Annotated in this window: 14 protein-coding genes, 6 pseudogenes and 2 CRISPR repeat arrays; of the genes and pseudogenes, 10 read left to right on the forward strand and 10 right to left on the reverse strand. The window is 55.9% G+C overall.

The window, feature by feature from the left end; translation table 11 throughout:
• Window positions 1–3 precede the first annotated feature (3 nt).
• Together METAL_RS07600 and METAL_RS07605 are read left to right on the forward strand one after the other, a co-directional pair.
• A complete protein-coding gene (locus METAL_RS07600) occupies window positions 4–1653 on the forward strand; it encodes a SulP family inorganic anion transporter (protein ID WP_005371127.1) in 1650 nt (549 codons plus the stop codon).
• A 661-nt stretch (window positions 1654–2314) separates the two neighbouring features.
• On the forward strand, window positions 2315–4201 hold the full coding sequence (locus METAL_RS07605) for a di-heme-cytochrome C peroxidase (RefSeq protein WP_005371128.1): 1887 nt from the start codon (window positions 2315–2317) through the stop codon (window positions 4199–4201).
• 83 nt (window positions 4202–4284) lie between these two features.
• On the opposite strand, the gene METAL_RS07610 is transcribed toward METAL_RS07605, so the two are convergent.
• Together METAL_RS07610 and METAL_RS07615 are read right to left on the reverse strand one after the other, a co-directional pair.
• Complete coding sequence (locus METAL_RS07610) at window positions 4285–5481, reverse strand: catalase family protein (protein WP_005371130.1); 1197 nt, start codon at window positions 5479–5481, stop codon at window positions 4285–4287.
• 1135 nt (window positions 5482–6616) lie between these two features.
• On the reverse strand, window positions 6617–7342 hold the full coding sequence (locus METAL_RS07615) for a hypothetical protein (RefSeq protein WP_005371132.1): 726 nt from the start codon (window positions 7340–7342) through the stop codon (window positions 6617–6619).
• 262 nt (window positions 7343–7604) lie between these two features.
• Here METAL_RS07615 and istA point away from each other — a divergent pair.
• Window positions 7605–9136, forward strand: a pseudogene (gene istA / locus METAL_RS07620) (IS21 family transposase).
• Window positions 9123–9869 (forward strand): annotated as a pseudogene (gene istB / locus METAL_RS07625) (IS21-like element helper ATPase IstB). The pseudogenes istA and istB overlap by 14 nt, the downstream one beginning before the upstream one ends.
• A gap of 183 nt (window positions 9870–10052) precedes the next feature.
• Here istB and METAL_RS22105 read toward each other — a convergent pair.
• From METAL_RS22105 to METAL_RS07650, 6 genes and pseudogenes are all read right to left on the reverse strand, one after another.
• Window positions 10053–10740, reverse strand: a pseudogene (locus METAL_RS22105) (IS3 family transposase); the annotation flags it as partial.
• Between the two features lie 12 nt (window positions 10741–10752).
• Complete coding sequence (locus tag METAL_RS07635; RefSeq protein WP_245549491.1) at window positions 10753–11751, reverse strand: ISAs1 family transposase; 999 nt, start codon at window positions 11749–11751, stop codon at window positions 10753–10755.
• A 75-nt stretch (window positions 11752–11826) separates the two neighbouring features.
• Complete coding sequence (tnpC, locus tag METAL_RS07640; RefSeq protein WP_005371083.1) at window positions 11827–13419, reverse strand: IS66 family transposase; 1593 nt, start codon at window positions 13417–13419, stop codon at window positions 11827–11829.
• Window positions 13420–13493: 74 nt separating this feature from the next.
• Complete coding sequence (tnpB, locus tag METAL_RS07645; protein ID WP_005371080.1) at window positions 13494–13844, reverse strand: IS66 family insertion sequence element accessory protein TnpB; 351 nt, start codon at window positions 13842–13844, stop codon at window positions 13494–13496.
• Window positions 13832–14125, reverse strand: a complete 294-nt coding sequence (gene tnpA, locus METAL_RS20630; protein WP_005371078.1) for an IS66 family insertion sequence element accessory protein TnpA — start codon at window positions 14123–14125, stop codon at window positions 13832–13834. Before tnpA (METAL_RS20630) ends, tnpB (METAL_RS07645) begins: the two co-directional genes overlap by 13 nt.
• Window positions 14126–14358: 233 nt before the next feature.
• A pseudogene (locus METAL_RS07650) lies at window positions 14359–14639 on the reverse strand (IS3 family transposase); the annotation flags it as partial.
• Between the two features lie 93 nt (window positions 14640–14732).
• On the opposite strand from METAL_RS07650, the gene tnpA (METAL_RS07655) reads away from it, so the two are divergent.
• Window positions 14733–15161: an IS200/IS605 family transposase gene (gene tnpA, locus METAL_RS07655; protein WP_005371143.1), complete on the forward strand. Its 429-nt coding sequence runs from the start codon at window positions 14733–14735 to the stop codon at window positions 15159–15161.
• Window positions 15162–15240: 79 nt separating this feature from the next.
• On the opposite strand, the pseudogene METAL_RS07660 reads toward tnpA (METAL_RS07655), so the two are convergent.
• Both METAL_RS07660 and METAL_RS07665 read right to left on the reverse strand, forming a co-directional pair.
• Window positions 15241–15444, reverse strand: a pseudogene (locus METAL_RS07660) (transposase); the annotation flags it as partial.
• Window positions 15445–15690: 246 nt separating this feature from the next.
• Window positions 15691–16803: a hypothetical protein gene (locus METAL_RS07665; RefSeq protein WP_157203449.1), complete on the reverse strand. Its 1113-nt coding sequence runs from the start codon at window positions 16801–16803 to the stop codon at window positions 15691–15693.
• Between the two features lie 41 nt (window positions 16804–16844).
• Window positions 16845–17423: a CRISPR direct-repeat array (repeat unit 29 nt; unit sequence CGGTTCATCCCCACACTCGTGGGGAACAC).
• An 85-nt stretch (window positions 17424–17508) separates the two neighbouring features.
• Here METAL_RS07665 and tnpA (METAL_RS07670) point away from each other — a divergent pair.
• The 5 genes and pseudogenes from tnpA (METAL_RS07670) to tnpB (METAL_RS20635) all read left to right on the forward strand — a co-directional run.
• Window positions 17509–17796, forward strand: coding sequence for an IS66 family insertion sequence element accessory protein TnpA (tnpA, locus tag METAL_RS07670; RefSeq protein ID WP_005368392.1), 288 nt, complete (start codon window positions 17509–17511; stop codon window positions 17794–17796).
• A complete protein-coding gene (gene tnpB, locus METAL_RS07675) occupies window positions 17784–18134 on the forward strand; it encodes an IS66 family insertion sequence element accessory protein TnpB (protein WP_005368390.1) in 351 nt (116 codons plus the stop codon). The genes tnpA (METAL_RS07670) and tnpB (METAL_RS07675) overlap by 13 nt, the downstream gene beginning before the upstream one ends.
• 74 nt (window positions 18135–18208) lie before the next feature.
• Window positions 18209–19843 (forward strand): IS66 family transposase, encoded by a 1635-nt coding sequence (gene tnpC, locus METAL_RS07680; protein ID WP_005368386.1) that lies wholly within the window; start codon window positions 18209–18211, stop codon window positions 19841–19843.
• Between the two features lie 87 nt (window positions 19844–19930).
• A CRISPR array of direct repeats spans window positions 19931–24477; the repeat unit is 29 nt; unit sequence GTGTTCCCCACGAGTGTGGGGATGAACCG.
• Window positions 24478–24554: 77 nt separating this feature from the next.
• Window positions 24555–24842 (forward strand): IS66 family insertion sequence element accessory protein TnpA, encoded by a 288-nt coding sequence (gene tnpA / locus METAL_RS07685; RefSeq protein ID WP_005368392.1) that lies wholly within the window; start codon window positions 24555–24557, stop codon window positions 24840–24842.
• A pseudogene (gene tnpB / locus METAL_RS20635) lies at window positions 24830–25013 on the forward strand (IS66 family insertion sequence element accessory protein TnpB); the annotation flags it as partial. The gene tnpA (METAL_RS07685) and the pseudogene tnpB (METAL_RS20635), both read left to right, overlap by 13 nt.

The following is a 25013-nucleotide window of genomic DNA, read 5'->3' on the forward strand; positions in this document are numbered from 1 at the left end:
TTAATGACCCTGCAATCTGGAATGCCGCCATCATCCGGCCTGGATGCCTTGAAGACGAACTGGCGCAGCGATGTGCTCGCCGGTTTTTTTGTGTTTTTGATCGCCTTGCCGTTGTGCCTGGGCATTGCGATCGCCTCCGGCTTCCCGCCGTCGGCGGGCATTATCACCGCCATCGTCGGCGGGCTCCTGGTGTCGCGGGTGAACGGTTCCCATCTGACGATCAATGGCCCGGCGGCCGGCTTGATCGTGGTGATCTTCAGTGCGGCGCAAGCGCTGGGCGATGGCGATCCCTTGGCCGGCTACCGCTATACGCTGGCCGCGATCATGCTGGCCGGCGCTTTGCAGGTGCTGATGGGCGTGTACAAGGCCGGCCAGTACAGTGCGTTTTTTCCGCCTGCGGTCGTGCACGGGATGCTGGCGGGGATCGGGATCATCATCATCGCCAAACAGAGCCATGTCATGCTGGGTACCAGCCCCGCGGAGGGAAGCATTTTTGCGACAATCGCGCAGATTCCGCACAGCCTCTTAAATCCCGATCCGGTGATCGCCTTCATCGGCCTGAGCGGACTGGCCCTATTGATTTTCTGGCCGCGGCTCAAACAGCCGAAATTGAAAGCGGTTCCCGCCCCGTTGGTCGTGCTGCTGACCGGGATGGGGCTGGGGCAGATTTTCGGGGTGCAACATGAGCATTGGCATCCCTTTCTGTCGGACTCGGAGCTGCAAGCCGGCCATGCGCATGCGATCGCGCCGCGGTTTCTGGTCGATATTCCGGACGAATGGTCGTCCTTTTTCCAGCTTGCCGACTATTCTAAGGCGCTGACGCTGAAATTCTGGGGTGCGGTGCTCAGCATTTGCCTGGTCGGCAGCCTCGAAACGCTGCTGAGCGCGACTGCGGTCGACAAACTCGATCCTTACAAGCGCAAGTCCGATCTCGACCGCGATCTGGCGGCGGTCGGCCTGGGCAATACGGTCGCCGGTTTTATCGGCGGATTGCCGATGATCGCCGAGATCGTGCGAAGTTCGTCCAACATCCAGTACGGCGCCAGGACCGGCTGGGCCAATTTTTTCCACGGTCTGATCCTGTTGGCGTTCGTCGTGTTGTTTCCGCACCTGATCCATAACATTCCGCTGGCGTCGCTGGCGGCGCTGCTGGTTTACACCGGCTTCAAGCTCGCTTCGCCCAAAACTTTCAGCCAGGTCTGGGCAATCGGCGCCGAGCAGTTGGGTTTGTTCTTGATTACGATGATCGGCGTATTGGCGACCGATTTGCTGATCGGCGTCACGCTCGGCATCGCCGCTAAACTGGTCATCCACCTTGTGCGCGGGGTGTGGCTGAAAAACATGTTCAAAATCCATTTCTCCATCCGGCAGACAGGAACCGATACGATTGTCGTCAAATTGTCGGGTTCGGCCCTGTTTTCGAACTATCTGCCGCTGAAACACGCCGTGGAAGGTTTGGAAAAAGGCAAGACCGTCATTTTCGATTTCACGGACGGCTATCTGATCGATCATACCGTGATGGATTTCATCCACGATTTCAGCCGGGATTATAAAGCGCAGGGCGGCGTTTGCCGAGAAGTCGGTCATGCGCTGGAGCGGTTTTCCGATCATGCGCTGGCTGCGAGATTGATGACCGCGGACGACAGGAAATAATACCCTGAAGTAATTTGTTCATTTACAAAGTTCGGAGACCGGCGGCAACGCTCGCTTGGCGCTGTCGTTGTTTCCGAGCCGGGCACGCCGGTATGGTTTCAGTGCTGGAACGCTGCCGAATCCACTCGAAAATAATCCCTTCCGGTTCCACTCTGGGTAAGCATTGGCTTTGAACGAGATCAGTTACTGTACTGTGATCTACCGCGCGCTTTATGCTTAGGATTTGGTCGACATCACTCCCTCTCGTTCCCCCGCCGAGCACTTATCGTCATATCCCCGGCTTGGGTTATACCCTCAAAGAGCACAAACCGTTGCAGGGTACGCTCGACTGCAGGGATGCGGGAGTTAGGGCAACGCATGAAGCAGTTGCCGAGTGCGTACCTTTTCAATTCCTCAGGGTACGCGCAACGTACCCTACGACTGAAAACAGGAATGATCGGACGGCATGCCGGGAGGTTATTTTTAGCCACATCCTTAAGGTTTAATTTCCTTATGCCGTTTACTAGATAAATTTCCTACCCCGAGCGCGAGCTGACGTATAATGCTGAGCGTTTTCAACGAACCGGTTTCGGCCGGCAACACTTCTTGAGGAAGCGCCTTGGAACGGCTTTCTCGTCCGCTAAAACAATAACAACCTATTGATCGACAGGGGGAAAATTCCATGACAATGCGACACCAGCTATTCAGATTGAAATATCTTTCTTCCGTTACGTTAACGGCCGCGGCTTGCCTATTGCCCGGACTACAGCCGGCCAATGCCGCACCCGGCCCGATTTATGCGGAGCAGGGCGAGCAGTGGACTGCGGCGGCGCGCCTGCAATATTATTCCCAGGATCAGGGCTCCAGAGTCATGCCGCTACAGTGGTTCCAGGCGCTGAAACAGCTGAACGGCAAGCCGTTTTTGGAGGACAGCCTGTCCCGCTACGGTTATTTGCCGAATCCCGCCGGCAAGATCAAGGGCTTACCGGTTGGCTTTACGACCAACGGCAGTTCGGTCGGGATGACCTGTTCCGCCTGCCATACCCGGGAAATCGAGGTGGACGGCCAGGGCTACCGGATCGACGGCGGACCGGCCATCGCCGACTTTCAAAGTTTCGCGGCCGATCTGGACAGCGCGGTCGGGCAGATCTTGGACGATCAGAAATCCTTCGATGATTTCGCGGCCGCTGTGTTGGGCGGCGTTCCCTCGGCTGAGCAAAAGTCGAAGCTGCGGCAGAACGTCGAGACCTGGTACCTGCCTTATCATACGATCATGAGCATCGCATTGCCGAAGGACAAGCCCTGGGGGCCTGTGCGCCTCGATGCAGTGGCGATGATCCTGAACCGGCTGACCGGGCTGGATATCGGCACGGCACCGGATCATATCATTCGCTCGAATATCCGGCTGGCCGACACGCCGGTGCGCTATCCGTTCGTCTGGAACGCCCCAATCCAGGACAAGACCCAGTGGCCGGGCTTTGCGGACAACGGTAATGCATTACTGGGATTATCGCGCAATTACGGCGAAGTACTTGGCGTGTTTGCGGATTTCTATCCGCAAAAGGTGCCCTGGCGGATTCTCGGCTACGATTATCTGCGGCACAATTCGGCCAATTTCGACGGGCTTAAGTCGGTCGAAAACCTAGTCAAGAAAATCGGCCCGCCGGAATGGCCCTGGAAAACCGGAAAGTGGGCGGTCGATGCGAAACTGGCCGCTCGGGGCAAGCGGATTTACGAAAGCAAAACCCAGACCGAAAACGGCGGCTGCGCGGCCTGTCACGGCATTCGCGATGGCGTGCCGCGCGCCTTGAATAAAACCTGGGCGACGCCGCTGTGTTATGTCGGCACCGACGCGAAAGAGTTCGACTTGTTTGCGTTGACCGTAGATACCGGCGTGCTGGCCGGAGCGAAGATTCCGTTCCTCGAACAGCCGCTGAAGGCACAGGGCGAAAATGCGGTCAAGGTCTTGAGCTTGGTCGGTATGGGAACGCTCCTGCAATATACCGCCTCGCCGAAAGCGCTCGATCTGGAATTGAAGGCGCAAACCAAGCTCGGACTCGTCGAGCGGTTGGCCGGCGACGTCAAGAACGGCAAACTTAAGGAAATTACCGATCAGCTGCGGAAACAACAGGCGGACATGGTCACCCCGGAAAATGCGGTGCTGAAAGGCATGTATCATTCGATGCCGACGGCTGCCAAGGCCCCAACCGACGGGTACCGCTGCAAGGATAAATTCACCGATCCGAATCCTGCGATTGCCTACGAATCGCGCGTTCTGGAGGGCATCTGGGCAACCGCGCCTTACCTGCACAACGGTTCGGTGCCGACGCTGGCGGCGCTGCTGGAACCGGTCGAAAACCGCCCTGCCGAGTTCAAAATCGGTCCGGCCTACGATCCCGAAAAAGTCGGGCTGGCGGTCGAGCAAAGCAAATTCGATTACGTGCTGAAAACGACCGATTGCGAAGGTGCCAACGCCAAATCCGGCAACAGCCGCTGCGGCCATGAGTTCGGTACGAAGCTGTCGAAAGAGGAAAAGGCCGCGTTGCTGGAATATTTGAAAATTCTATAAAGGAGAGTGGCGGCGATTGCTCGCCGAGGTTGTAAATGGGGTTCCCGGGCAGGGCGCGGGAACCCCAAAAGGGAATTATTGAGTTATTTGTTCAGCCTGTATTGCGCCGAAATCTCATCAATCCTTTTTCGTAGCCGATTGATGCCGCCGATCGGCTGGTATTCGGGCAGGGCGTGCCACGGAGTAAACGCCAATCGTTCGCAACGGGCGATCGTTTCGGGACTGTCGATCTCCTGCGGAGAAGGGATCGTAATCCTGGCCACTTCGACGAACGGGTATTTTTTTTCGTCCCATACCGTTGTGGCATTCTCAATATCGGCTTCAGATACATCGTTTCTGATTTGGACGCGAAAATCGAAAACGAGCGGTTCGTTTCCTTTCAGGGACTCGATGAGCGAATTGCGGAGATAGTTGTCTGCGGACGGGTGGGGAACTCTGGTCGGCGGTATTTCGATACGAGGACGGGCGGAAAACTTCATCACGCGGTCGGGCCCGAAAAGAAACGGCGCGGCACTGAAATAAGAAACGCCTAACGGATTGGCTATCGGCGTGGTTTGGATCGACTGCACGATTTTGAAGGTTGACAGGATGGACTGAATGTCGTCGGACTCGATCTTTTCCTCCTCCATATATTTCATGACTGCTTTTTTCTCGATATCGTCCAGCCTCGGATCCCGGAGACAGCATGGGGCAAAAAAAACTGCCGGCCTGTCATTGTGCGTGCCTGGAATCCGATGCAGCCGATGATAATCCTCGATATTCGCAAACGTGAAATTCGGCTGATCGATCATCAAAAAATCCTGGTTGTTCTCTCCTTGATCTTTGCTCAATACGTTTCCCTCGACATCGAACACTTTGATCGCCATGCCGCGGCATCCATGCTTTCCGGTTTTGTCGATATCCGGACTTACCAGGGCGACCGTACTGGAAAACCGGATGATGGATTCATAGCGTTTTCCGGGCTTGTCGAACAAACCAATCCGATATTCCTTCGGCAGCTCAGGATCAATTTGGAAGACTGCTTCTACGCAGCCGTGCGATTTGGGATGAACGTCTCGAAGTAGCCGGGCAGACTCCGGATAACCCTCGCTCAGAAATTTCCGTTGTTCCCCGGTAAGCGAACAATGTCTTTCGAGCAGTTTGACTAGAACATCCGCAATCTCGTCAATCAGACGGTTTTCCAGATCGGGATCGGGTATGTGCTCGAAAGAGGATTTCGGAATTTCGGCGGTACGTTTTCCGGAGCCGCCCCGTGCGGAATTTTTAGGAGGTCTGGGCATGGTAACTCTCCAAGTGAAGTTTTTGAAAAATTCGCATAGAGTCTGGAATGTATAGTTATTCGACCATTCCGGTTTTTTGGCTTTTATACCTTCGGATATAATAGATTGATTAATAAACCAAGCTTTTGTATTGGTTTTTGCAGAGGGCACCGAAAGGGAAGAAAGCATTCGGAATGCAAACCGGCCTAGCTTATTTGTTGGATTTATAAAAAAATATTAAATTAATAGAAGTAAATCCTAAGACTGGTTATACAGATAGACAAAGGCTTAATTACAAGGTCATCAATTTAAAACAAACGCCATATATCATTCAATTTTTAATATATCAGTAAAAAATTAAGATTACATTAATTGAGTGCTATTTTTAGACGTAAAAAATTTATTAATCGTTCTTTATATTAAAATTAAATTAAAATATCAAGTCATTTGTTCTCTAAGTAGGTATGCATAAAAAACCGGGTAAAATCAGGGTATGTGATGGCAGGTTGTAGAGCGATCAATGAAGTATGTGAATCGATTAAGCGAAGCGGAGCAGCGCCCGCTGTTGGAGGCTTCTCGTTATGTCTCGTGGCCGCGTTTTTGGTAGCGGGCGTATGCGGTGCTTTTGAGTGGTAAGCGCTACCGTTTAATCCAGTTAGCGGATACCTTTGCGGTCGATCGAGACACGGTGTCGGGATGGCTAAAGGAAACTCTGAATAAGTCCAACCTCTGCGATAAGATATCCTTACCGCCATTTTCGAGAGGATACCCGCATAAAGCAACTTGGCCTGAGCGCTACGCTGTTTGTGAAGAAGCCGAAGCAAACGCGGCGTCAACGATTTCTACAGGAAATGGAGCAGGTGATGCCATGGCGTTTGTGGGAAAGACGAATTGCCCCGCACTACCTTCGTTCGGTTTCAGTCAGTTTTACGCGATATTTTTTTGCTGGCATAGGGTAATTATTTCAATTTCATTAGTTTGCTGCAGGAAATTAAAATATTACATAGAAGTTACGCATTGACGTCAGCCTGAAATTCTGGGTTCAAATGCGCCATAGTAGGCATAAGAATACCAATAAACCTGGCAATGACGCCGTTGAACAGGTGGCGCTGGACACTGTAACAGTTGTCTATTAACCTTTGGTGCTGGTTTTTATTTAAAGATTGAACCCCGCGATGGATAGAGGAACGAACCCATCGTTCAGCGCAGGCAAGCCGTCCCAAGCGATCAAGAGGTTGAAAGCCGCTACCGCCATGGCGAGATGGGCCTGAAAATAGTCGGCCGTTTGATGGCGCATTTTTTTTGTATGGGAAACGACGGTGAGCATCGAGTAAACGGTTTCCACTAGCATTCTGCCATTCCACTGGACTCGGGGACAGATCTTGAGATTGGGCGGATCGCCTTTTGCCGCATGGAAACTGGTATCAGCCAACATCACGCAACGGTCCTTAAAGACCTCAACGATCGGATGGAACCACGTATCGTGAGCATTGGCGATCGCCCAGGCCCAGCCGATGATTTGGCCCAAATGGTTGAGGGCCAGGCATAACTTGCCGCCCACGATCCAGCGGTGGTTGAAAATACCCGGTTCCCCCCAACCCTTGGGGTTGCGGCCCCGGCGTATCGGGTGGATCAGTTCGATGCCGTAGCTGTCGATGACGCCGAGCAGACGGGGTTGGGCAAGAAACAGCTGAGCCCACTGCCAATGCGTCTTCAGGCGGCGAAACAAGCGGGTACGCTCGGGCAGGGTGGGAAAGCAAGCCGTGCAATTGCGTGTCAGCCAGCGGTAGAAGGCACGACTGCCGACACCTTTGAGAGCGAACAACAGACCAATGGTCACCAGTTCGCTTGGCCAAAGCGATGCCTGGTTATGGTCAAACACTTAACACTCTTTAGACCTTCTCCATGGCCCACCTACCATTTAGCTAGCACCAAAGGTTACTACAGTAATTTAGATGAATAAAAGCCACTGAGCGGTTCACCCCCACGCTCGTGGGGAACACCGCCATGGCCGCTGTTAATGGCCAATTAAACTGAGCCAAATTGGCCAACAATTTTGAGCCACTTTTTCAGACTTTATTTTTCTCAAAGTATTTGCCACAGTCCCTGATTTTTGTTCAGGGACCGGCATGAAGGAGTGGATCGTGATCCATCAGATCAAAGCGTTATACAACCATGGCAATGGCTTATCGGAGCGGCAGATTGCCAAAGCATTGGGGATTTCCCGCAACACCGTCAGCAAGTATTTGAAGCTACCGGAACCGGCGATTACGACCCTGTTGTCCGACACGGACCGCGTCAAGAAACTGGACGATCACCGCGACTACATCATTCAACAGCTGCAAACCTATCCGGGCCTGTCGGCCGTGAAAGTGCTGCGTAAGTTGAAGGCCAAAGTCGATGATATGGCGGTGTCCGACCGGTCGGTACGGCGCTATATCCAGGCGTTGAAGCAGGAGATCAGCTTCAAACAGTCCCGCTATTACGAACCGGTGCTGGATATGATCCCGGGCGAGCAGTGCCAGGTCGACGGCGGCGAGCTGCGCGGGGTGATGATCGGCGGTAGAGAAACCACGGTGTATTTCACGGTATTCGTGCTGTCCTATTCGCGCTTGCTGCATGTATCGGTATCCCAGCGCCCGACCGATACCGGCATGTTGATTCACCAGCACGATGCGGCCTTCCGCTATTTTGGCGGCATGCCGCAGGAATGCGTGTACGATCAGACCAAGCGGGTGGTGATCAATGAGGTTTTCCGGGAGTTAACCTTGAATCAGCGTTTCCATCAGTATGCGACGGCCGCCGGGTTTCATATCCGGACCTGTGAAGGTTATGATCCGGAAAGCAAAGGCAAGGTTGAAGCCGGGGTCAAATACGTTAAACACAACGGGCTGTACGGCGAGACCTTCGTCGATTGGCGTGATCTGGAGCAGTATGTGGCCGACTGGCTGGACCGCACCGCCAATCAACGCCGCCACGGCAGCACTGGCCAGTCTCCGCGTGCCTTGTATGCGCGTGAGGAAAAAGCCAGGATGTTGCCGTATCTGCCCCCGTCCTGTCTCGATGCCGCAGCGGCCGTCGTGGTGACGCGTAAAGCCGACAAGACCGGCCTGATCGCCTGGCAATCGAATAAATACTCGGTGCCGATGGCGTATCAAAATGCGCGGGTTGGCGTTTGCGAACAAGACGGCCAGCTCCGCATCAGCGACTTGAGCAGCGGCGAAGTGATCGCCGAACATGGCGTGTGTCTGGACAAAGGGCAGATCCTCAAGAACACCCATCATTACCGCGACAGGGACCTGCGCGTCGAAGCGCTGGAACAGGAACTGCAACAGTTGTTGGGTCACCCCGATCGGGCGTTGGCGCTCTGCACGGTGCTGAAAGCCTCTTCGCCGAAAATCTACAAAGACCAGCTGGCGGGCGCCAAACAGGTGCTGGCCGAGCACCTACGCTGCCACGGTGCCTTGCCGGAAGCGCTCTGGCAACGGCTCCTCGACACGCCGCGCCTAACCGCCACCGGCCTTAAGGAACGGCTGGCCGCCTACCAGCAACACCCTGAACGCATCACACCGGCCGAGGTAAAGCCGGCGACCAGTCCGGCTCGGCCGTCCTGGCCCGTTATGCCGCCCTGCATGGCCACCCCACTGGCCAGGGAGTGAGCCATAGCGTCCATTAACAGCGTCGCCCAGAAGTACCGCAGTCTCTGCCTGGCCGGTATTGCCGACGCTCTGGAACAACTGTTGAACCAAGCCGAAGCCCATGAAAGCTCCTATCTGCATTTTGCCGAAAGCCTGGTCCTGCACGAAAAGCAACAACGCAACGGCAAGCGCATCGAGCAAAACCGTAAACGCGCCGGCTTTCCGCTGCACAAAAGCCTGGAAGAGTTCGATTACCGGTTCTAGACCACGATCAGCAAACGCGAGGTCAACAGCCTGCTCGACTTCGGCTTTATCGACAACCGCGACAACGTCGTCTTTATCGGACCGCCCGGCGTCGGCAAGACCCATCTGGCCATCGGCATCGGTCTGAAAGCCATCGACGCCGGCTACAAAGTCTGCTTCCACACCGCCCTCAGCCTGATGGAAACCCTGGAAGTGGCCGAACTCAAAGGCGAATTAAAAAAGAAGATCAACCAGTTGCTCAAGTTCGATGTGCTGATCATCGATGAACTGGGGTATCTACCGATGAACAAGCAAGGTCGGCATAACCTGTTTCAGCTCATCCATGCGCTGTATGAATACCGGTCGATCATCCTGACCACCAACAAGGACTTCACCCAGTGGAGCGAATTCTTCCACGATGATAACGTCGCCGTGCCGATCGTCGACCGCATTATCCATCACTCCCACATTTTTATGCTCGGAGGAGAAAGTTACCGACTCAAAACAAAACTGAATCAGCCATCTTAATCCTGGTAAAGTGGCTCAATTTTAATGGCCGAAACTGGCTCAAAATTATTGGCCATTGACAGCCGCATATCCAATGCACGATGGAACGGTTCATCCCCGCGCTCGTGGGGAACACTTTCAACATCCAAGTTTTAGCGAATCAAAGTACGGTTCTGATGTGTCAACACCTTACCGGACACAAAGTTAAGCAGTTTTTAGCTGCAGTTCGTAATCTACGGGCGACATATAACCGTTGGCGGAATGGAGCCGCTCGCGATTGTAAAAGACCTCAATATACTCAAATATCGCCTGTTTAGCCTCAGCTCGGGTTTGATAGGTCTGCTGATGCGCCCGTTCGGTTTTCAAGGTATGGAAGAAGCTTTCCGAAACACTATTATCCCAACAGTTGCCTTTACGGCTCATGCTCTGGCGGATGCCATGCTGTTTTAACAGCGCCCGATGGCTTTCCGACGCATACGGGCTGCCGCGATCGCTGTGCCACAACAGACCTTTATCCGGCTTTGCGCTTCCAGAGAGCCATCAATAGCGCGTCGTTGACCCGCTGAGTGCGCCTATGTTCGGCCATCGACCAACCGAACACCTGCCGAGAGCATAAATCAATGACCACCGCCAGGTACAGCCAGCCTTCCTGCGTGGCGATAGAGGTGATGTCGCCGGCATAAACCCGGTTGGGCTGCATGACCTTGAATTGACGGTCCAATACATTGTCCGCTACCGGTAGATCATGCTGGGAATGCGTGGTCGCTTTGAATTTCCGTTTCGTTTTACACGTTAAGTCCGCCTGGCGCATCAAGCGGCCGATCCGGCGCCGGCTGACGGTTTGCTTCCGCTGAAACAACACCACTTTAAGGCGGCGCGTCCCATAAGTCGCAGGGCAATCGCGCTATGTCCGTTTTTTTCCGAAGATCAGTTCGGCACGGTAACGGTCGCTCAAACAAGCCCGTAGCTTTCGTCGGCGTAGGCTGTCTTTACTGGGTCCGTTGTTATTCAACAGATTCAACGCCGCGCGCCGGATTAACGCCAAGTTTTCCGGCGAATGATCTTTTCGGGCCCGGTTGTCGTCTTCCCTGAACTGCACATCTAATACCCAATGCTGCTGGTTTTCAATGGCCCAATGCTGGCGTACACTCTCGGCAAACCGTTCCAGATCGATGAATGAACACAGATAATACCGGGTTTCGACGGACGTTTTATCGCCGATAATGCGTGTCGATTCCACCCGGCCGACAGCGGCTAAGCCTTTCCATTCCGACTTCTGTTCGAGCCAGTCGATCTGTGCGCTTAAATGGCAGCGGCGAATTTCAATGCGCCCATGGTCTTTATCCACGGTTTCATGCATAGGCAGGTGTCCGGCCGTCGCTTCGGTATCGAGCCAAAGCCTGACGTCGCCGCACAAATCCTTGTGATTGTCCTTCAGTGCCAGTAGGTAATCAGCTTGGGCATCAATAATCGTTTGGGCGATGCGCTTCTGACAGCCCATCGCGTCAATCGAGACCAGCGCACCGGTCATGTCCAGCATCGATAACAGATCGGGAATCGCCGTAATCTCGTTGGTTTTCTCGCCGACCGCCTGTTGCGCCAACACCCAGCGCGCTTTGGCCGCATACGCACTCAGCAAATGTACGGCCTTGTCGCCGACGCGACTGCCGCGCAACGTCTTGCCGTCCAAACAGATTTGTTCGCCCGACAGACTCGGCAACGCCGCATGAACCCAGCTTAAAAAGGCTTCCTGAAAGGCATTAGGATCAATCCTCCCCAACACATCGCTTAAGGTGTCGTGCGATGGAATACCGTTCGGTAACTCCAGAAACTCACGCAGCCACGCCTCTTTCTCTTCGGCGAATGCTTCCATGCCCACCCAGTCTTCTATGCCACTCAGCACGGCGTATAACACGATCCTTAAAATATCGCGTAAGCGAGCAGCCGTACCACATAGCCAGTCTGTCGGCACTCTGGTTTAGTCTATTGAGCGGAGAGGCAGTAATTCGTCGATACGACTGTTAGGCCAGGTAGGCAGTTTTTCGAGGGTATCTTTTAGCCAGGCCGAAGGATCGAGGCCGTTGAGCTTGGCAGTGCCGAGCAGCGTTTGGATCACGGCCGCTCGTTTTCCGGCACGTTCTGATCCTGCAAAGAGCCAGTTCTTTTTACCCAAAGCGATCGGTCGGATACTGTTTTCAATCGGGTTGTTATCAATCGGCAGATCACCGGTTTCGGCATAACGGCTGAGAGCGATCCAACGTTTCAAGCTGTAATCAATCGCTTTGGCCGTGGCGCTGTTGGGCGCGGTTTGAATGCGGGTGCGTTGCAGCCAGTCGTGTAGATCGGCCAGTGCCGGCAGGCTTTTCTGGGCGCGCAAGGCTTGACGCTCAGCGGGCGTTAGGTCACGACCTTCGGCTTCGATCGCATAGAGCACCGCGATCCGGTTCAAGGCTTCTTGGGCGATCGGGCTCTGACTGGCCTGTAACAGGTCGAAGAACTTCCGGCGCGCATGCGCCCAACACGCCAGTTCGATGCACGGTTCGATCAGGCGTTGATCCTCGGGATGCGCACGGGCCGCCGCAAACAGGGCTTTATAGCCGGCATAGTCGTCGACCACGAGGTGGCCTTGCCAATCGCCTAGAAACTGCCCGGCATGCCGGCCGCTGCGGCCGGCTTGATAGTCGAAGACGAGGATCTTGGGGCCCGGCTGCAGGTCGTTGCTGCGGTAGGCCCACAAATAGGCCTTTTTCGTTTTGCCGTTGCCGGGATCCAGCTGGGGGACCGGCGTCTCATCCGCATGTAAACTATCGCGTTGCAACAGCTGCCAGGCCAAACGGTCGGACAAAGGCTGCAAGGCGACGCCGAGACGTCCGACCCAGTCGGCCAGGGTGGAACGGGATAAGGTCACGCCGTCGCGGGCGGCGATTTGTTCCAAGCGGTAGAGCGGCAAATGATCCTGGAATTTGCTGATCATCACCCAGCTCAACAAGCCAACCGCGGCCAGACCGCCATCGATCACCGCCGGCGGAATCGGCGCCGCCGTGACGGTCTCGCAGCTCCGGCAGGCGTACTGCGGACGGATATGGCGATGGACGAAGAACTTGGCCGGCTCGACATCCAGTTGCTCGGTCACATCTTCGCCGATCTTGACCAACTCCCGGCCGCAGTGCCCGCAAGTGCAGGATTCCGGTTCGTGCCGGTGTTCGATGCGGGGCAAGTGAGACGGTAACGGTTGCCGGCCGGCGCGCAGGCGTTTGGGGCGAACCACCGTTGCACAAAGGCTGGCATCTTGCAGTTGCTCAACTTCGGCTTCAATCGCCGAAATATCCGTGTTCCAGGTTTCCTCGAACACATCCCGCTGCAAGGGGGCCAAGGCTTCGCTCTTGGGGCTGAAACGAATGCGTTTGTAATAGGCCAACTCGTGCGTCAGCGCGGCGATTTTAATGTCTTTGCTCTGAATGGCTTTGGCATCCCGCTCAGCCTGTTCAATCAGCGCTTGAAGCAGCGCCGCCACTTCGGTTTTAGCCGAAGGTTCCAAGTGCAACTGATCGAGTTTGGCGAGGGGGTTCATGGCTGTCATTATACCGCAGAAACCCCCTGAATGCCTTGATTTTGCTGGGTTGCAGCAGCTTTTAAAGCCGCACTTTACACCCGCCATGCTGCTGATGGCTCTGCCGAGAGACGTTGCCAATCGACACCGGCGGCCAACCACTGCCACTGGGCCGGACTGAGCGCAAAGACCGGATCAGAGGCCTTGGGCCAAACAAAACTGCCGCGATGCAAACGGCGCTGGCACAGCCACACGCCATTGCCGTCCCACAGCAACAGACGCAAGCGGTTGCCGGCCCGGTTGCGGAAGATGAAGGCCGACCCGGCACCCGGCGAATGCCCCAGGCTGTGCTGGACGATCGCGGTTAAGCCATCCAGGCCGCGCCGCATGTCAACCGGCGCCACCGCCACCCAGATCTGCGCCGGACTCGCGATCAAGCCAGGCATCGTAACAGTTCCGCTACCCAACTCGCCGGTGTTGAAGCCGGCAATTCCAGGCGATGGCCTTGGCGACACTGCAACACCAGACGCTCGATGGAGGGGGCGGCGTTTTCAACGCGGACCGGGATTAAGGCCAAGGGTGAGGCGCCTCGACCCTTGCGGTAATCCGATAGCCGTGCGGCAAAGGTACGACTGTTAAGGCTGTGTTGCCGGCAATAAACAGACTGCTTTAAACCACTGCTTTGCCAGGCTTCGATATGATCGAGCCATCGTTTCGATAATGCCATGATTCATCCTCACCAAAAATAATAAGGATGAACTGTCCGGTATTGCTTGAACAGATGGGACGGCTAGACGCTTACAATATCGCTCAGCTTGTGCAACTTGTTTTTCGTCTCGCGGCGTGGATCTTTGAGGTCCTCGAAATACGGCATTGGATTGGGTGGCATCCTTGTTTTCTCTGCAAAGGGCTTATTTTATACGCTTGCTCATGTCAATAGGGAGATAGCGCGATTGCCCTGCCATAAGTCGCCCGACTCTTGGCAAAAGCGGTTTTAATCAGTTCGGTCAATTCAGCATCCTCTTTTTCACCGGCGCTTTCAGGGCGTTGCAGCCAAGCATAGTAAGCGCTCCGGGACACCCTCATAAACCGGCACATCGTCTCCACCGCAAACGCGCTGCTATGCTGTTGGATCCAGGCGTACTTCACCGTTGTTCCCTGGCAAAGTACGCGGCTGCCTTTTTTAATAAATCACGCTCCTCGGTCAGCCGGGCCACCTCTTTCTTCAAGCGCTTTAACTTCGATATAAAAGGTTTAAGCCCCCGCCTTTAGGCGGGCAGATTTCATCTGCAGCCCTGCGGAGGTAAGATGAAAGATTTACAGATGGGAGTGGCATGGACTATCGGTATGGCAGCCACACGGTATTTAAAATTGAATACCCTTTTGTTTGGGTGACGAAATATCGCTACCCGGTATTGAAAGGTGACGTCGGGGAACGCGTCCGGGAGTGGGTGCGGCAGACCTGCGAAGCCTTTGAGATACGGATTGTGAAAGGGGTGGTTAGCAAGGATCACGTGCATATTCTGGTTTCCGCGCCGCCGGAACTGGCGCCCAGCGAAATCATGAGGCGAATCAAGGGGAGGTCGGCCAGCCAGTTGTTCGAGGAGTTTCCTGCGTTGAAGAAGCGGTACTGGGGGCGGCATTTCTGGGCGCGGGGGTATTTTTGTGCCACGGTGGGAGAGATGACCGAAGAGATGATCAAAGAATATCTAGAGCATCATTTTGAGTCGGATCCAGCTACCGAATTTAAAGTTGAACCGTAGACGCGTCGTTAAACCGACGCGTATCCCGGACTTTCAGTCCGTAACCCAAACCCACCGGCTTTTAGCCGGTGGTTGTTTAGTCATCGTAAAGATGCTGGTCGGTGCGGATAGCTTTATCCTGATCAGTCGGCCGACTGTATTTGCTGATCCAGGTATGCAGGGTATTTATATTAATGCCAAGGTCTTTGGCGGTCTGCGCGATCGATTGATCGGATTCATTCGCCAGCTTCACGGCCGATTCTCTAAATTCCGCAGTATAGGTTTTGGGTTTTTCTTGACTCATAGGGGACTCACTTTTTTCGATATATTTTAAAAAGTGTGTCCGGTTTAGTGTAGCCATATCAGTTTATCCCCACGCTCGTGGGGAACACATCATGGGGTACCCGTATCGCCCACCATAAGTCGGTTCATCCCCACGCTCGTGTGGAACACGCGGGCCACGGCGTTGTAGATTTTCCGCTCGGCGGTTCATCCCCACGCTCGTGGGGAACACGACGGCCTATCCGCCTACGGTTTTGGCGGCAACGGTTCATCCCCACACTCGTGGGGAACACGATTTCAACAACCCGTAGGAGCGGCCGAATATCTTTTCCAAGCCGGTATCGGTCGCACGACCGACAAAGGCTCGATTCCCCAGATTAGCGTTGGTATCCGAGCCGCGCGCCCTGGGCGCATAATTCAAATAGTCGCTACGTTCCAGGTCTTTGGCGATGGTATTCAGGCGGCTTAGCCCCTCATTGTCCAATAGGCCGCGCAATAAGCCGGCATTCGCGGGGTCTTTGATCGATTTGAGCACTTGCCCCCGATTGAATACCGGGTTGCCCAGAATGTCGGTCGCGCCGTTTTGCGTCACATTGCTCAGCCAATGATCTTTAATCGCGCCCGCAAGGTTTTGCCGTTGCGCGGGATCGCGCGCCAATGTCAGCAGGCCACTGACATCTTGCTGTTTGTTTGGGCTTTGCAGCAGTGACTTGACTGACCGATCCGGGTCTTTTTCGGCCAAAAAATGCCGGGCGCCGCCGCTGTCGAGCACGCCGGCTGTTTTCGATGCGGAATTCTGCATCTTGAGCGCCGTGGTGATTCTCTCATTCAGCTCCGGAAACTGTCTCAGTACAGGCTGATGCGCCTGCTGCCACTTTAACCACTCCTGCTGCCACTTCGCCTTCAAGTCGCCGCTCGGCGTGTAAATGCGGTTTCGCAGTTGCGTCGACAAATAGTCTTCGGCCGCGCGCAAGGCTTGCGGCTTGTTCTGCATCGACTTCAAAAATTGCGCAACGTCGGCAGGGGAGCCGTTCAGGAAGTTTTCCGGGACGCGCGCATCTTCCAGCAGCGGCGCCTTGTTTGAATCGCTTTTGAGCATGCGCCGTGAGGCGCCGGCCTCGAAGATATCGCCCTGTTGGCGTCGTGCGGCAACCGCTTGGCGATACAATTCCGCCTGCTTGTCGGTAAACTCGGTTTGTGATATGGTCTGTCTGTAGGCGTTGTTCTGGCCCGAGACTGCGTTAGGGGGCAACGGCTGATGGGACGGCGCCCCATCCCAGAGCAGCGTCTTCGTTTTTAAATAGTTTTCGCGCGTTTTAAATCCAGAATTTACGGTGTGAAAGACGCCGTCATTGCCCACCACGCCTTCCATATACATCAATTTGTTGCTTCCGTTCTGCTTGACTAGGGCGATGGTGCCATCGGTTCATCCCCACACTCGTGGGGAACACGCGTGGATTCGTTTGTTGTTTTGAAACAATGCCGGTTCATCCCCACACTCGTGGGGAACACTTCATCGCGGAACGGAAGGCGGCCGAAATTGACGGTTCATCCCCACACTCGTGGGGAACACCACAGCATCTTGACTCTCAAACAGGTAGGCCGCGGTTCATCCCCACACTCGTGGGGAACACTATGGGATCGACGGTGACTTGCTCGAAGACTGCGGTTCATCCCCACACTCGTGGGGAACACTTCGCGTTATCGCGCCAATTTAACGCTATGATCGGTTCATCCCCACACTCGTGGGGAACACTCCTGGAACAGGCCTTTCAGCGCGTCGACCAACGGTTCATCCCCACACTCGTGGGGAACACCTGATCAGGAGACATAGCGCCAGGACCCATATCGGTTCATCCCCACACTCGTGGGGAACACCCGGCATCTTCACCGGGGATATTTAACGCCGCGCGGTTCATCCCCACACTCGTGGGGAACACTCGAAACCAATGTCGGGGAATTCGCCAAGTTGCGGTTCATCCCCACACTCGTGGGGAACACATATCACGTAAGCGTCCATCCGAGCCACCTATAAAATAGTTTTCGTCTGCGGCATCCTGTGATTTTTTTGATCAGGAGTTTTAGCATGGCCATCACAGCGAAATGGCGTCAGCATATCGAAGCGTGGCAACGCAGTGGTTTGTCGCAAGCCGCGTATTGCGCAGCACAGCAACTCAATGTCCGTACGTTCACAGCACGGCTGAGCGATTATCGCAAATTACCCAAGCAGGATTCGACGGCCTTGATACCGGTGCAGATTCAACCGGCTGTCACTGAGGTCATTGTCTTTACCCATGCTCAGGGCCATCGCCTGGAACTGCCGGCTTCGATGCCGGCGAGTTGGCTCGCGGAGCTGTTGCGATGCCTGGCCTGATCGCGAGCCCGGCACAGATTTGGCTGGCGGTGGCGCCGGTCGACATGCGGCGCGGCCTGGATGGCTTAACCACGATCGTGCAGCAGAGCCTGGGTCATTCGCCGTGTGCTGGGTCGGCCTTCATCTTCCGCAACCGTGCCGGCAACCGCTTGCGCCTGTTGCTGTGGGACGGCAATGGCGTGTGGCTCTGTCAGCGGCGCTTGCATCGAGGCAGTTTTGTCTGGCCCCAGGCCTCTGATCCGGTGTTTGCGATCAGTCCGGCCCAGTGGCAGTGGTTGGCCGCCGGTGTCGATTGGCAACGGTTATCGGCTCAACCCTCGGCGGAATGGCGAGTCTGATGTTAACGATAAAATCCTCTTGAACATCAGTCATATCAAGGCTTTCAGGGGATGAGTGCGGTATAATATCCCCCATGAATTTGCTCGCTGAACTCGATCAACTCAACCTGGAACCGGCCGCTAAAGCCCAAGTCGCGGCAATGCTTCAGACGCTTGTCGAGCAAGCGGCGCAGGATGCTCAAACCATTGCGAATCAGCAGCAACTCCTGCAAACGAAGGACGCCAGCCTGCAAGCCAAAGAGGTCAAAATCGCCGCGCTGACGCACGAGTTGGCCTATTACAAGCGCATCCGTTTCAGTACCAAGAGCGAAGCCTTGGCTCCGCTGCAGCGGGATGTCTTCGAGGAAACCTGGAACACGGATATTTCGGCGATTGAAGCCGAAGTCGAGCAACTGCAGGATGACAGCCCTTGTGCAACGGTGGCTCGTCCGAAACGCCTGCGTGCCGGTCGTCAGCTGTTGCCCGCTCACTTGCCCCGCGTCGAGCACCGGCATGAACCCGAGTCCTGCACCTGCGGGCACTGCGGCCGGGACTTGGTCAAGATCGGCGAGGATGTGACCGAGCAACTGGACGTCGAGCCGGCCAAGTTCTTCGTGCATCGGCACATCCGCCCGCAATATGCCTGCCGGCGCTGTGAAACCGTGACCGCGGCGCCGATTCCGCCGGCGGTGATCGATGGCGGCATGGCGGCGGTCGGTTTGTTGAGTTGGGTGATGATCAGTAAATTTCTGGATCACCTGCCGCTGTACCGGTTGGAACAGATCGCTGCCCGCGACGGCGTAACCTTGTCCCGCTCCACCCTGGCCGACTGGGTCGGACGCCTCGGCGTCGCCTTAGAGCCTTTGGCAGACCGTCTGGCCTGGCACCTCTTGCAACGCGATTGCCTGCATGCGGATGAGACGCCGGTGCCGCAATTGGATCCCGGCAACGGCAAAACGAAAAAGGCCTATTTGTGGGCGTATCGCAGCAACGACTTGCAGCCGGGACCGAAGATCCTCGTCTTCGACTATCAAGCCGGCCGCAGCGGCCGGCATGCGCAGCAGTTTCTGCAAGACTGGCAAGGCCACCTCGTCGTCGACGACTATGCCGGCTACAAAGCCCTGTTTGCGGCCGCCCGCGCGCATCCCGAGGATCAACGCCTGCTTGAACCGTGCATCGAGCTCGCCTGTTGGGCGCATGCACGGCGGAAATTCTTCGACTTGTTCCAGGCCAGCCAGAGCCCGATCGCGCACGAAGCCTTGAACCGCATCGCGGTGCTGTATGCGATTGAAGCCGAAGGGAGTGACCTAACGCCCGATGGGCGCCAAGCCCTGCGTGTCGAAAAAACGCTGCCGACCTTGGCAGCCTTCCACGACTGGCTTCAGCAAACCCGTTTGCGCACCGCGCCCGGCAGTGCCACCGCCAAAGCGATCGACTACAGTTTGAAGCGATGGGCTGCGCTCACGCGCTACGCCGAGACTGGTGATCTGCCGATCGACAATAACCCGATCGAAAACAGCATTCGTCCGATTGCATTGGGCAAAAAAAACTGGTTGTTCGTAGGCTCCGAACGCGCCGGCCAGCGTGCCGCCATCATTCAAACCTTGCTCGGCACCGCCAAGCTCAACGGGTTCGATCCAGCGGTATGGCTAAAAGAAACCCTGGAAAAGCTCCCAACTTGGCCCAACAGTCGCATCGACGAGCTTCTGCCTCTTCGCTTCGCGGATTAAATCATAACGTTTTAGTCCTGGCTATGTGGTTCCGCTGGCCGCTTACGATGAACCGATAGGAATGAGATTTTACATTTGCGGTCGCCCGTGTTCCCCACGAGTGTGGGGATGAACCGCCCGGCAGCATCCGCCGCATGGCTTGACCAGTGTGTTCCCCACGAGTGTGGGGATGAACCGGGGGCGAGGCTTGGCTCCGGCAGCAAAAACAGGTGTTCCCCACGAGTGTGGGGATGAACCGTTTGTGCCGCGCGATCTGAACGTCGGCGGACAGGTGTTCCCCACGAGTGTGGGGATGAACCGACGAATAAGATGCCCGATAAACAGATGCTCTTGTGTTCCCCACGAGTGTGGGGATGAACCGATATGGCGGCATCTGGTCACGGTGGAGGATGCGTGTTCCCCACGAGTGTGGGGATGAACCGTCTTTCCTCAGTTGTAGGAAGATGGGTCCGCCGTGTTCCCCACGAGTGTGGGGATGAACCGATTACGACGAGAATGCGGCGCGGCCGTTCGGCGTGTTCCCCACGAGTGTGGGGATGAACCGAATTGCTGAGCATGTTAAAAACATTAAGCGGCGTGTTCCCCACGAGTGTGGGGATGAACCGCATGATCGATGTCCCATAAGAAAATCCGACGGGGTGTTCCCCACGAGTGTGGGGATGAACCGTCGCCTTCGCGCATCTTGTGCTTGGCGAGCATGTGTTCCCCACGAGTGTGGGGATGAACCGTGCAGCTGCCTTTCCCGGGTAAGACCTTCGGCGTGTTCCCCACGAGTGTGGGGATGAACCGATTACGACCGGTTACTACCCGGTCCAACACTCGTGTTCCCCACGAGTGTGGGGATGAACCGCGCATGCCCTCGCTCATGTCGTGCAACCCGAGGTGTTCCCCACGAGTGTGGGGATGAACCGCCGTGGCGAAAAAGGTGAGGCAGAACAGTATCGTGTTCCCCACGAGTGTGGGGATGAACCGGCGTCTACAGCGGCGGCAAAATGACGCTGGGAGTGTTCCCCACGAGTGTGGGGATGAACCGGCATCGTTGATCGCCGGGACCGCCTTTTTGAGGTGTTCCCCACGAGTGTGGGGATGAACCGCGCCTTGTAATACTCGCGGCTGAACACATGCTGTGTTCCCCACGAGTGTGGGGATGAACCGATCAAGTCATACAGTTCCTGGGTACTGTACGGGTGTTCCCCACGAGTGTGGGGATGAACCGTCAGTATGACACAGCATCCCCTTGAAACAAACGTGTTCCCCACGAGTGTGGGGATGAACCGTGAATCGGTCGGATGTGCTGACCGTCCTGCGCGTGTTCCCCACGAGTGTGGGGATGAACCGTGACGGTCAATGACTTGACCTTCAGTCTCCAAGTGTTCCCCACGAGTGTGGGGATGAACCGGGTACACGTTGATCACGAACATCGACCTGGTCGTGTTCCCCACGAGTGTGGGGATGAACCGGAGGAGAGCCTAGGCTCTCCTCCTCCCTCAATGTGTTCCCCACGAGTGTGGGGATGAACCGAGGTCGATGTCCGGGTCTATGACCTGGACAGTGTGTTCCCCACGAGTGTGGGGATGAACCGACTTTCCACCACACACGACTAATTGCGTTCCGGTGTTCCCCACGAGTGTGGGGATGAACCGGTCAGTCCGCCCTTCACGACCCTGATCCCGGCGTGTTCCCCACGAGTGTGGGGATGAACCGTTTTTTCACCCGGTCGGGGACCGGTGACCGGGGTGTTCCCCACGAGTGTGGGGATGAACCGGATGGGACACCGGCTTGACCGGGATACGCGGTCGTGTTCCCCACGAGTGTGGGGATGAACCGAGACCTTGACCCGGATGTACCTCCGGAAAGAAGTGTTCCCCACGAGTGTGGGGATGAACCGCGCCATTGTCTAACCTTTCTTATTTATCATGAGTGTTCCCCACGAGTGTGGGGATGAACCGATATCCGAGGGATTGACCACATAGACCCCATGGTGTTCCCCACGAGTGTGGGGATGAACCGGGTCGGTGCTGTCGGCGTTCGGGACCGGTTCCGTGTTCCCCACGAGTGTGGGGATGAACCGCCCGTATCGGGATGCGACCATCAGACGCCATCGTGTTCCCCACGAGTGTGGGGATGAACCGACCCCGACACTCGGGGAATCGTTTATCCGGATGTGTTCCCCACGAGTGTGGGGATGAACCGACGAACGAAACCAGCGCATCGAACTGGTTCTGGTGTTCCCCACGAGTGTGGGGATGAACCGGCGTGCAATTTTAGTGAAACGATCACGGCGGCGTGTTCCCCACGAGTGTGGGGATGAACCGTTCAAAACCGGCAAATCGCCGGTTTGACGGCTGTGTTCCCCACGAGTGTGGGGATGAACCGGTTTTCGAAGACGGCGCTGAGTCCTACGATCAGTGTTCCCCACGAGTGTGGGGATGAACCGTTTCTTTTCTTTGAACTTTTCCACGATACTGAGTGTTCCCCACGAGTGTGGGGATGAACCGGGGAAATAATTGACTGTTGTTGGCAATCCATAGTGTTCCCCACGAGTGTGGGGATGAACCGTTTACACGTTATCTCAACTGACCGTTTAGAACGTGTTCCCCACGAGTGTGGGGATGAACCGGCCGAAGTTGCTGTTCGGCGTGTACATCACGTGTGTTCCCCACGAGTGTGGGGATGAACCGCCTACGATGACATAATACCTACGCCTTCAGGAGTGTTCCCCACGAGTGTGGGGATGAACCGGCGGTCGTGCCGAACGCACCCAGTTCTTCGTAGTGTTCCCCACGAGTGTGGGGATGAACCGTACTACCCGCTCCTCTCCTCCAAAGCCGAATCGTGTTCCCCACGAGTGTGGGGATGAACCGTGCATACGCGAGGTGCAAAAAACGCTGAAGGAGTGTTCCCCACGAGTGTGGGGATGAACCGTCAACAAGAAGGGCAACACCTCCAGTAACTACGTGTTCCCCACGAGTGTGGGGATGAACCGCCCCCCGGACGAACCGGGGATTAATCGGAGAAGTGTTCCCCACGAGTGTGGGGATGAACCGACCACCTACTTCTGCCGTCTGGGTGAAGTTGAGTGTTCCCCACGAGTGTGGGGATGAACCGTTGGTATCGTAGCTGACAGAGACTTTGTCAACGTGTTCCCCACGAGTGTGGGGATGAACCGCCACTGGAGGACCGATGAACACCACCGAAGGAGTGTTCCCCACGAGTGTGGGGATGAACCGGTCAGGTTTTCTCGTAGACCTTCAGAGAGGCAGTGTTCCCCACGAGTGTGGGGATGAACCGATCGATCATACAACCACGAAGATTATCTTTGAGTGTTCCCCACGAGTGTGGGGATGAACCGACAGCGGCTTGATCAACACCGTCTCGTTCGGCGTGTTCCCCACGAGTGTGGGGATGAACCGCGACCTTCACGTTGTTCTACACGACCAATAACGTGTTCCCCACGAGTGTGGGGATGAACCGGACCTGCCCGAGAAGCTGGAACGGGACGATACGTGTTCCCCACGAGTGTGGGGATGAACCGTACCCGATCCTGGTCCATAACACGCTGCTCCCGTGTTCCCCACGAGTGTGGGGATGAACCGCGATTGCTGTTATGACCGCCAAACGCACTCATGTGTTCCCCACGAGTGTGGGGATGAACCGCGTTTGGCGAGTCATCCGCACGGGCCTCATGCGTGTTCCCCACGAGTGTGGGGATGAACCGGGCGTCGTAACCGCCAACACGGAGAATCAGCTGTGTTCCCCACGAGTGTGGGGATGAACCGGTGACGGCTAACTTGATTTAACTGCATGAATAGTGTTCCCCACGAGTGTGGGGATGAACCGCTCCTGGAGCAGGACGTTAAACAAACCGCGCTGTGTTCCCCACGAGTGTGGGGATGAACCGGTAGAGGCGTCGAGTGCGCGAGTCATAGAAACGTGTTCCCCACGAGTGTGGGGATGAACCGACCGGCGCCACGGTCAAACTCGCAGGCGTGATGTGTTCCCCACGAGTGTGGGGATGAACCGTTTTCACTGGCGGTTGGAAAACTGGGATAAATGTGTTCCCCACGAGTGTGGGGATGAACCGTCCAACTCCGAGAGGCCCGCGAAGCGGCGGGCGTGTTCCCCACGAGTGTGGGGATGAACCGTATTTCAACAGAGTTAGAACGACTCAACTACAGTGTTCCCCACGAGTGTGGGGATGAACCGCCGCGCCATTTGCGGCTTTCAGGCTGTAGGACGTGTTCCCCACGAGTGTGGGGATGAACCGCGATATATCGAATCCGAACGAGGAAGGAAAACGTGTTCCCCACGAGTGTGGGGATGAACCGCAGGGCGCGGATGTCTTCGACGCGCCAGGCAACGTGTTCCCCACGAGTGTGGGGATGAACCGGCGATCATCGGTATTTATGATGCCGCACTGGGGTGTTCCCCACGAGTGTGGGGATGAACCGTATCCAAAACCCGTTAAGCTTGGAGCCCGGACGTGTTCCCCACGAGTGTGGGGATGAACCGGCAGGTTTCGACATGGCGATCAAGGAAGTGAAGTGTTCCCCACGAGTGTGGGGATGAACCGCATGCGGTCGGCGATGTGGAGTTTGCGCTGGGGTGTTCCCCACGAGTGTGGGGATGAACCGTAAGCGTCCATCCGAGCCACCTATAAAATAGTTTTCGTCTGCGGCATCCTGTGATTTTTTTGATCAGGAGTTTTAGCATGGCCATCACAGCGAAATGGCGTCAGCATATCGAAGCGTGGCAACGCAGTGGTTTGTCGCAAGCCGCGTATTGCGCAGCACAGCAACTCAATGTCCGTACGTTCACAGCACGGCTGAGCGATTATCGCAAATTACCCAAGCAGGATTCGACGGCCTTGATACCGGTGCAGATTCAACCGGCTGTCACTGAGGTCATTGTCTTTACCCATGCTCAGGGCCATCGCCTGGAACTGCCGGCTTCGATGCCGGCGAGTTGGCTCGCGGAGCTGTTGCGATGCCTGGCCTGATCGCGAGCCCGGCACAGATTTGGCTGGCGGTGGCGCCGGTCGACATGCGGCGCGGCCTGGATGGCTTAACCACGATCGTGCAGCAGAGCCTGGGTCATTCGCCGTGTGCTGGGTCGGCCTTCATCTTCCGCAACCGTGCCGGCACCGCTTGCGCCTGTTGCTGTGGGACGG

It is taken from the genome of Methylomicrobium album BG8 (assembly GCF_000214275.2).
Taxonomy (GTDB): domain Bacteria; phylum Pseudomonadota; class Gammaproteobacteria; order Methylococcales; family Methylomonadaceae; genus Methylomicrobium; species Methylomicrobium agile.

Bases quoted from the DNA above. Each gene is read 5' to 3' on its own strand.
- METAL_RS07600 (WP_005371127.1), top strand. From the start codon at position 4: ATGACCCTGCAATCTGGAATGCCGCCATCATCCGGCCTGGATGCCTTG.
- METAL_RS07605 (WP_005371128.1), top strand. From the start codon at position 2,315: ATGACAATGCGACACCAGCTATTCAGATTGAAATATCTTTCTTCCGTT.
- METAL_RS07610 (WP_005371130.1), bottom strand. From the start codon at position 5,481: ATGCCCAGACCTCCTAAAAATTCCGCACGGGGCGGCTCCGGAAAACGT.
- tnpC (WP_005371083.1), bottom strand. From the start codon at position 13,419: ATGAACCCCCTCGCCAAACTCGATCAGTTGCACTTGGAACCTTCGGCT.
- tnpB (WP_005371080.1), bottom strand. From the start codon at position 13,844: ATGCCTGGCTTGATCGCGAGTCCGGCGCAGATCTGGGTGGCGGTGGCG.
- tnpA (WP_005371078.1), bottom strand. From the start codon at position 14,125: ATGGCATTATCGAAACGATGGCTCGATCATATCGAAGCCTGGCAAAGC.
- tnpA (WP_005371143.1), top strand. From the start codon at position 14,733: ATGGACTATCGGTATGGCAGCCACACGGTATTTAAAATTGAATACCCT.
- tnpA (WP_005368392.1), top strand. From the start codon at position 17,509: ATGGCCATCACAGCGAAATGGCGTCAGCATATCGAAGCGTGGCAACGC.
- tnpB (WP_005368390.1), top strand. From the start codon at position 17,784: ATGCCTGGCCTGATCGCGAGCCCGGCACAGATTTGGCTGGCGGTGGCG.
- tnpC (WP_005368386.1), top strand. From the start codon at position 18,209: ATGAATTTGCTCGCTGAACTCGATCAACTCAACCTGGAACCGGCCGCT.
- tnpA (WP_005368392.1), top strand. From the start codon at position 24,555: ATGGCCATCACAGCGAAATGGCGTCAGCATATCGAAGCGTGGCAACGC.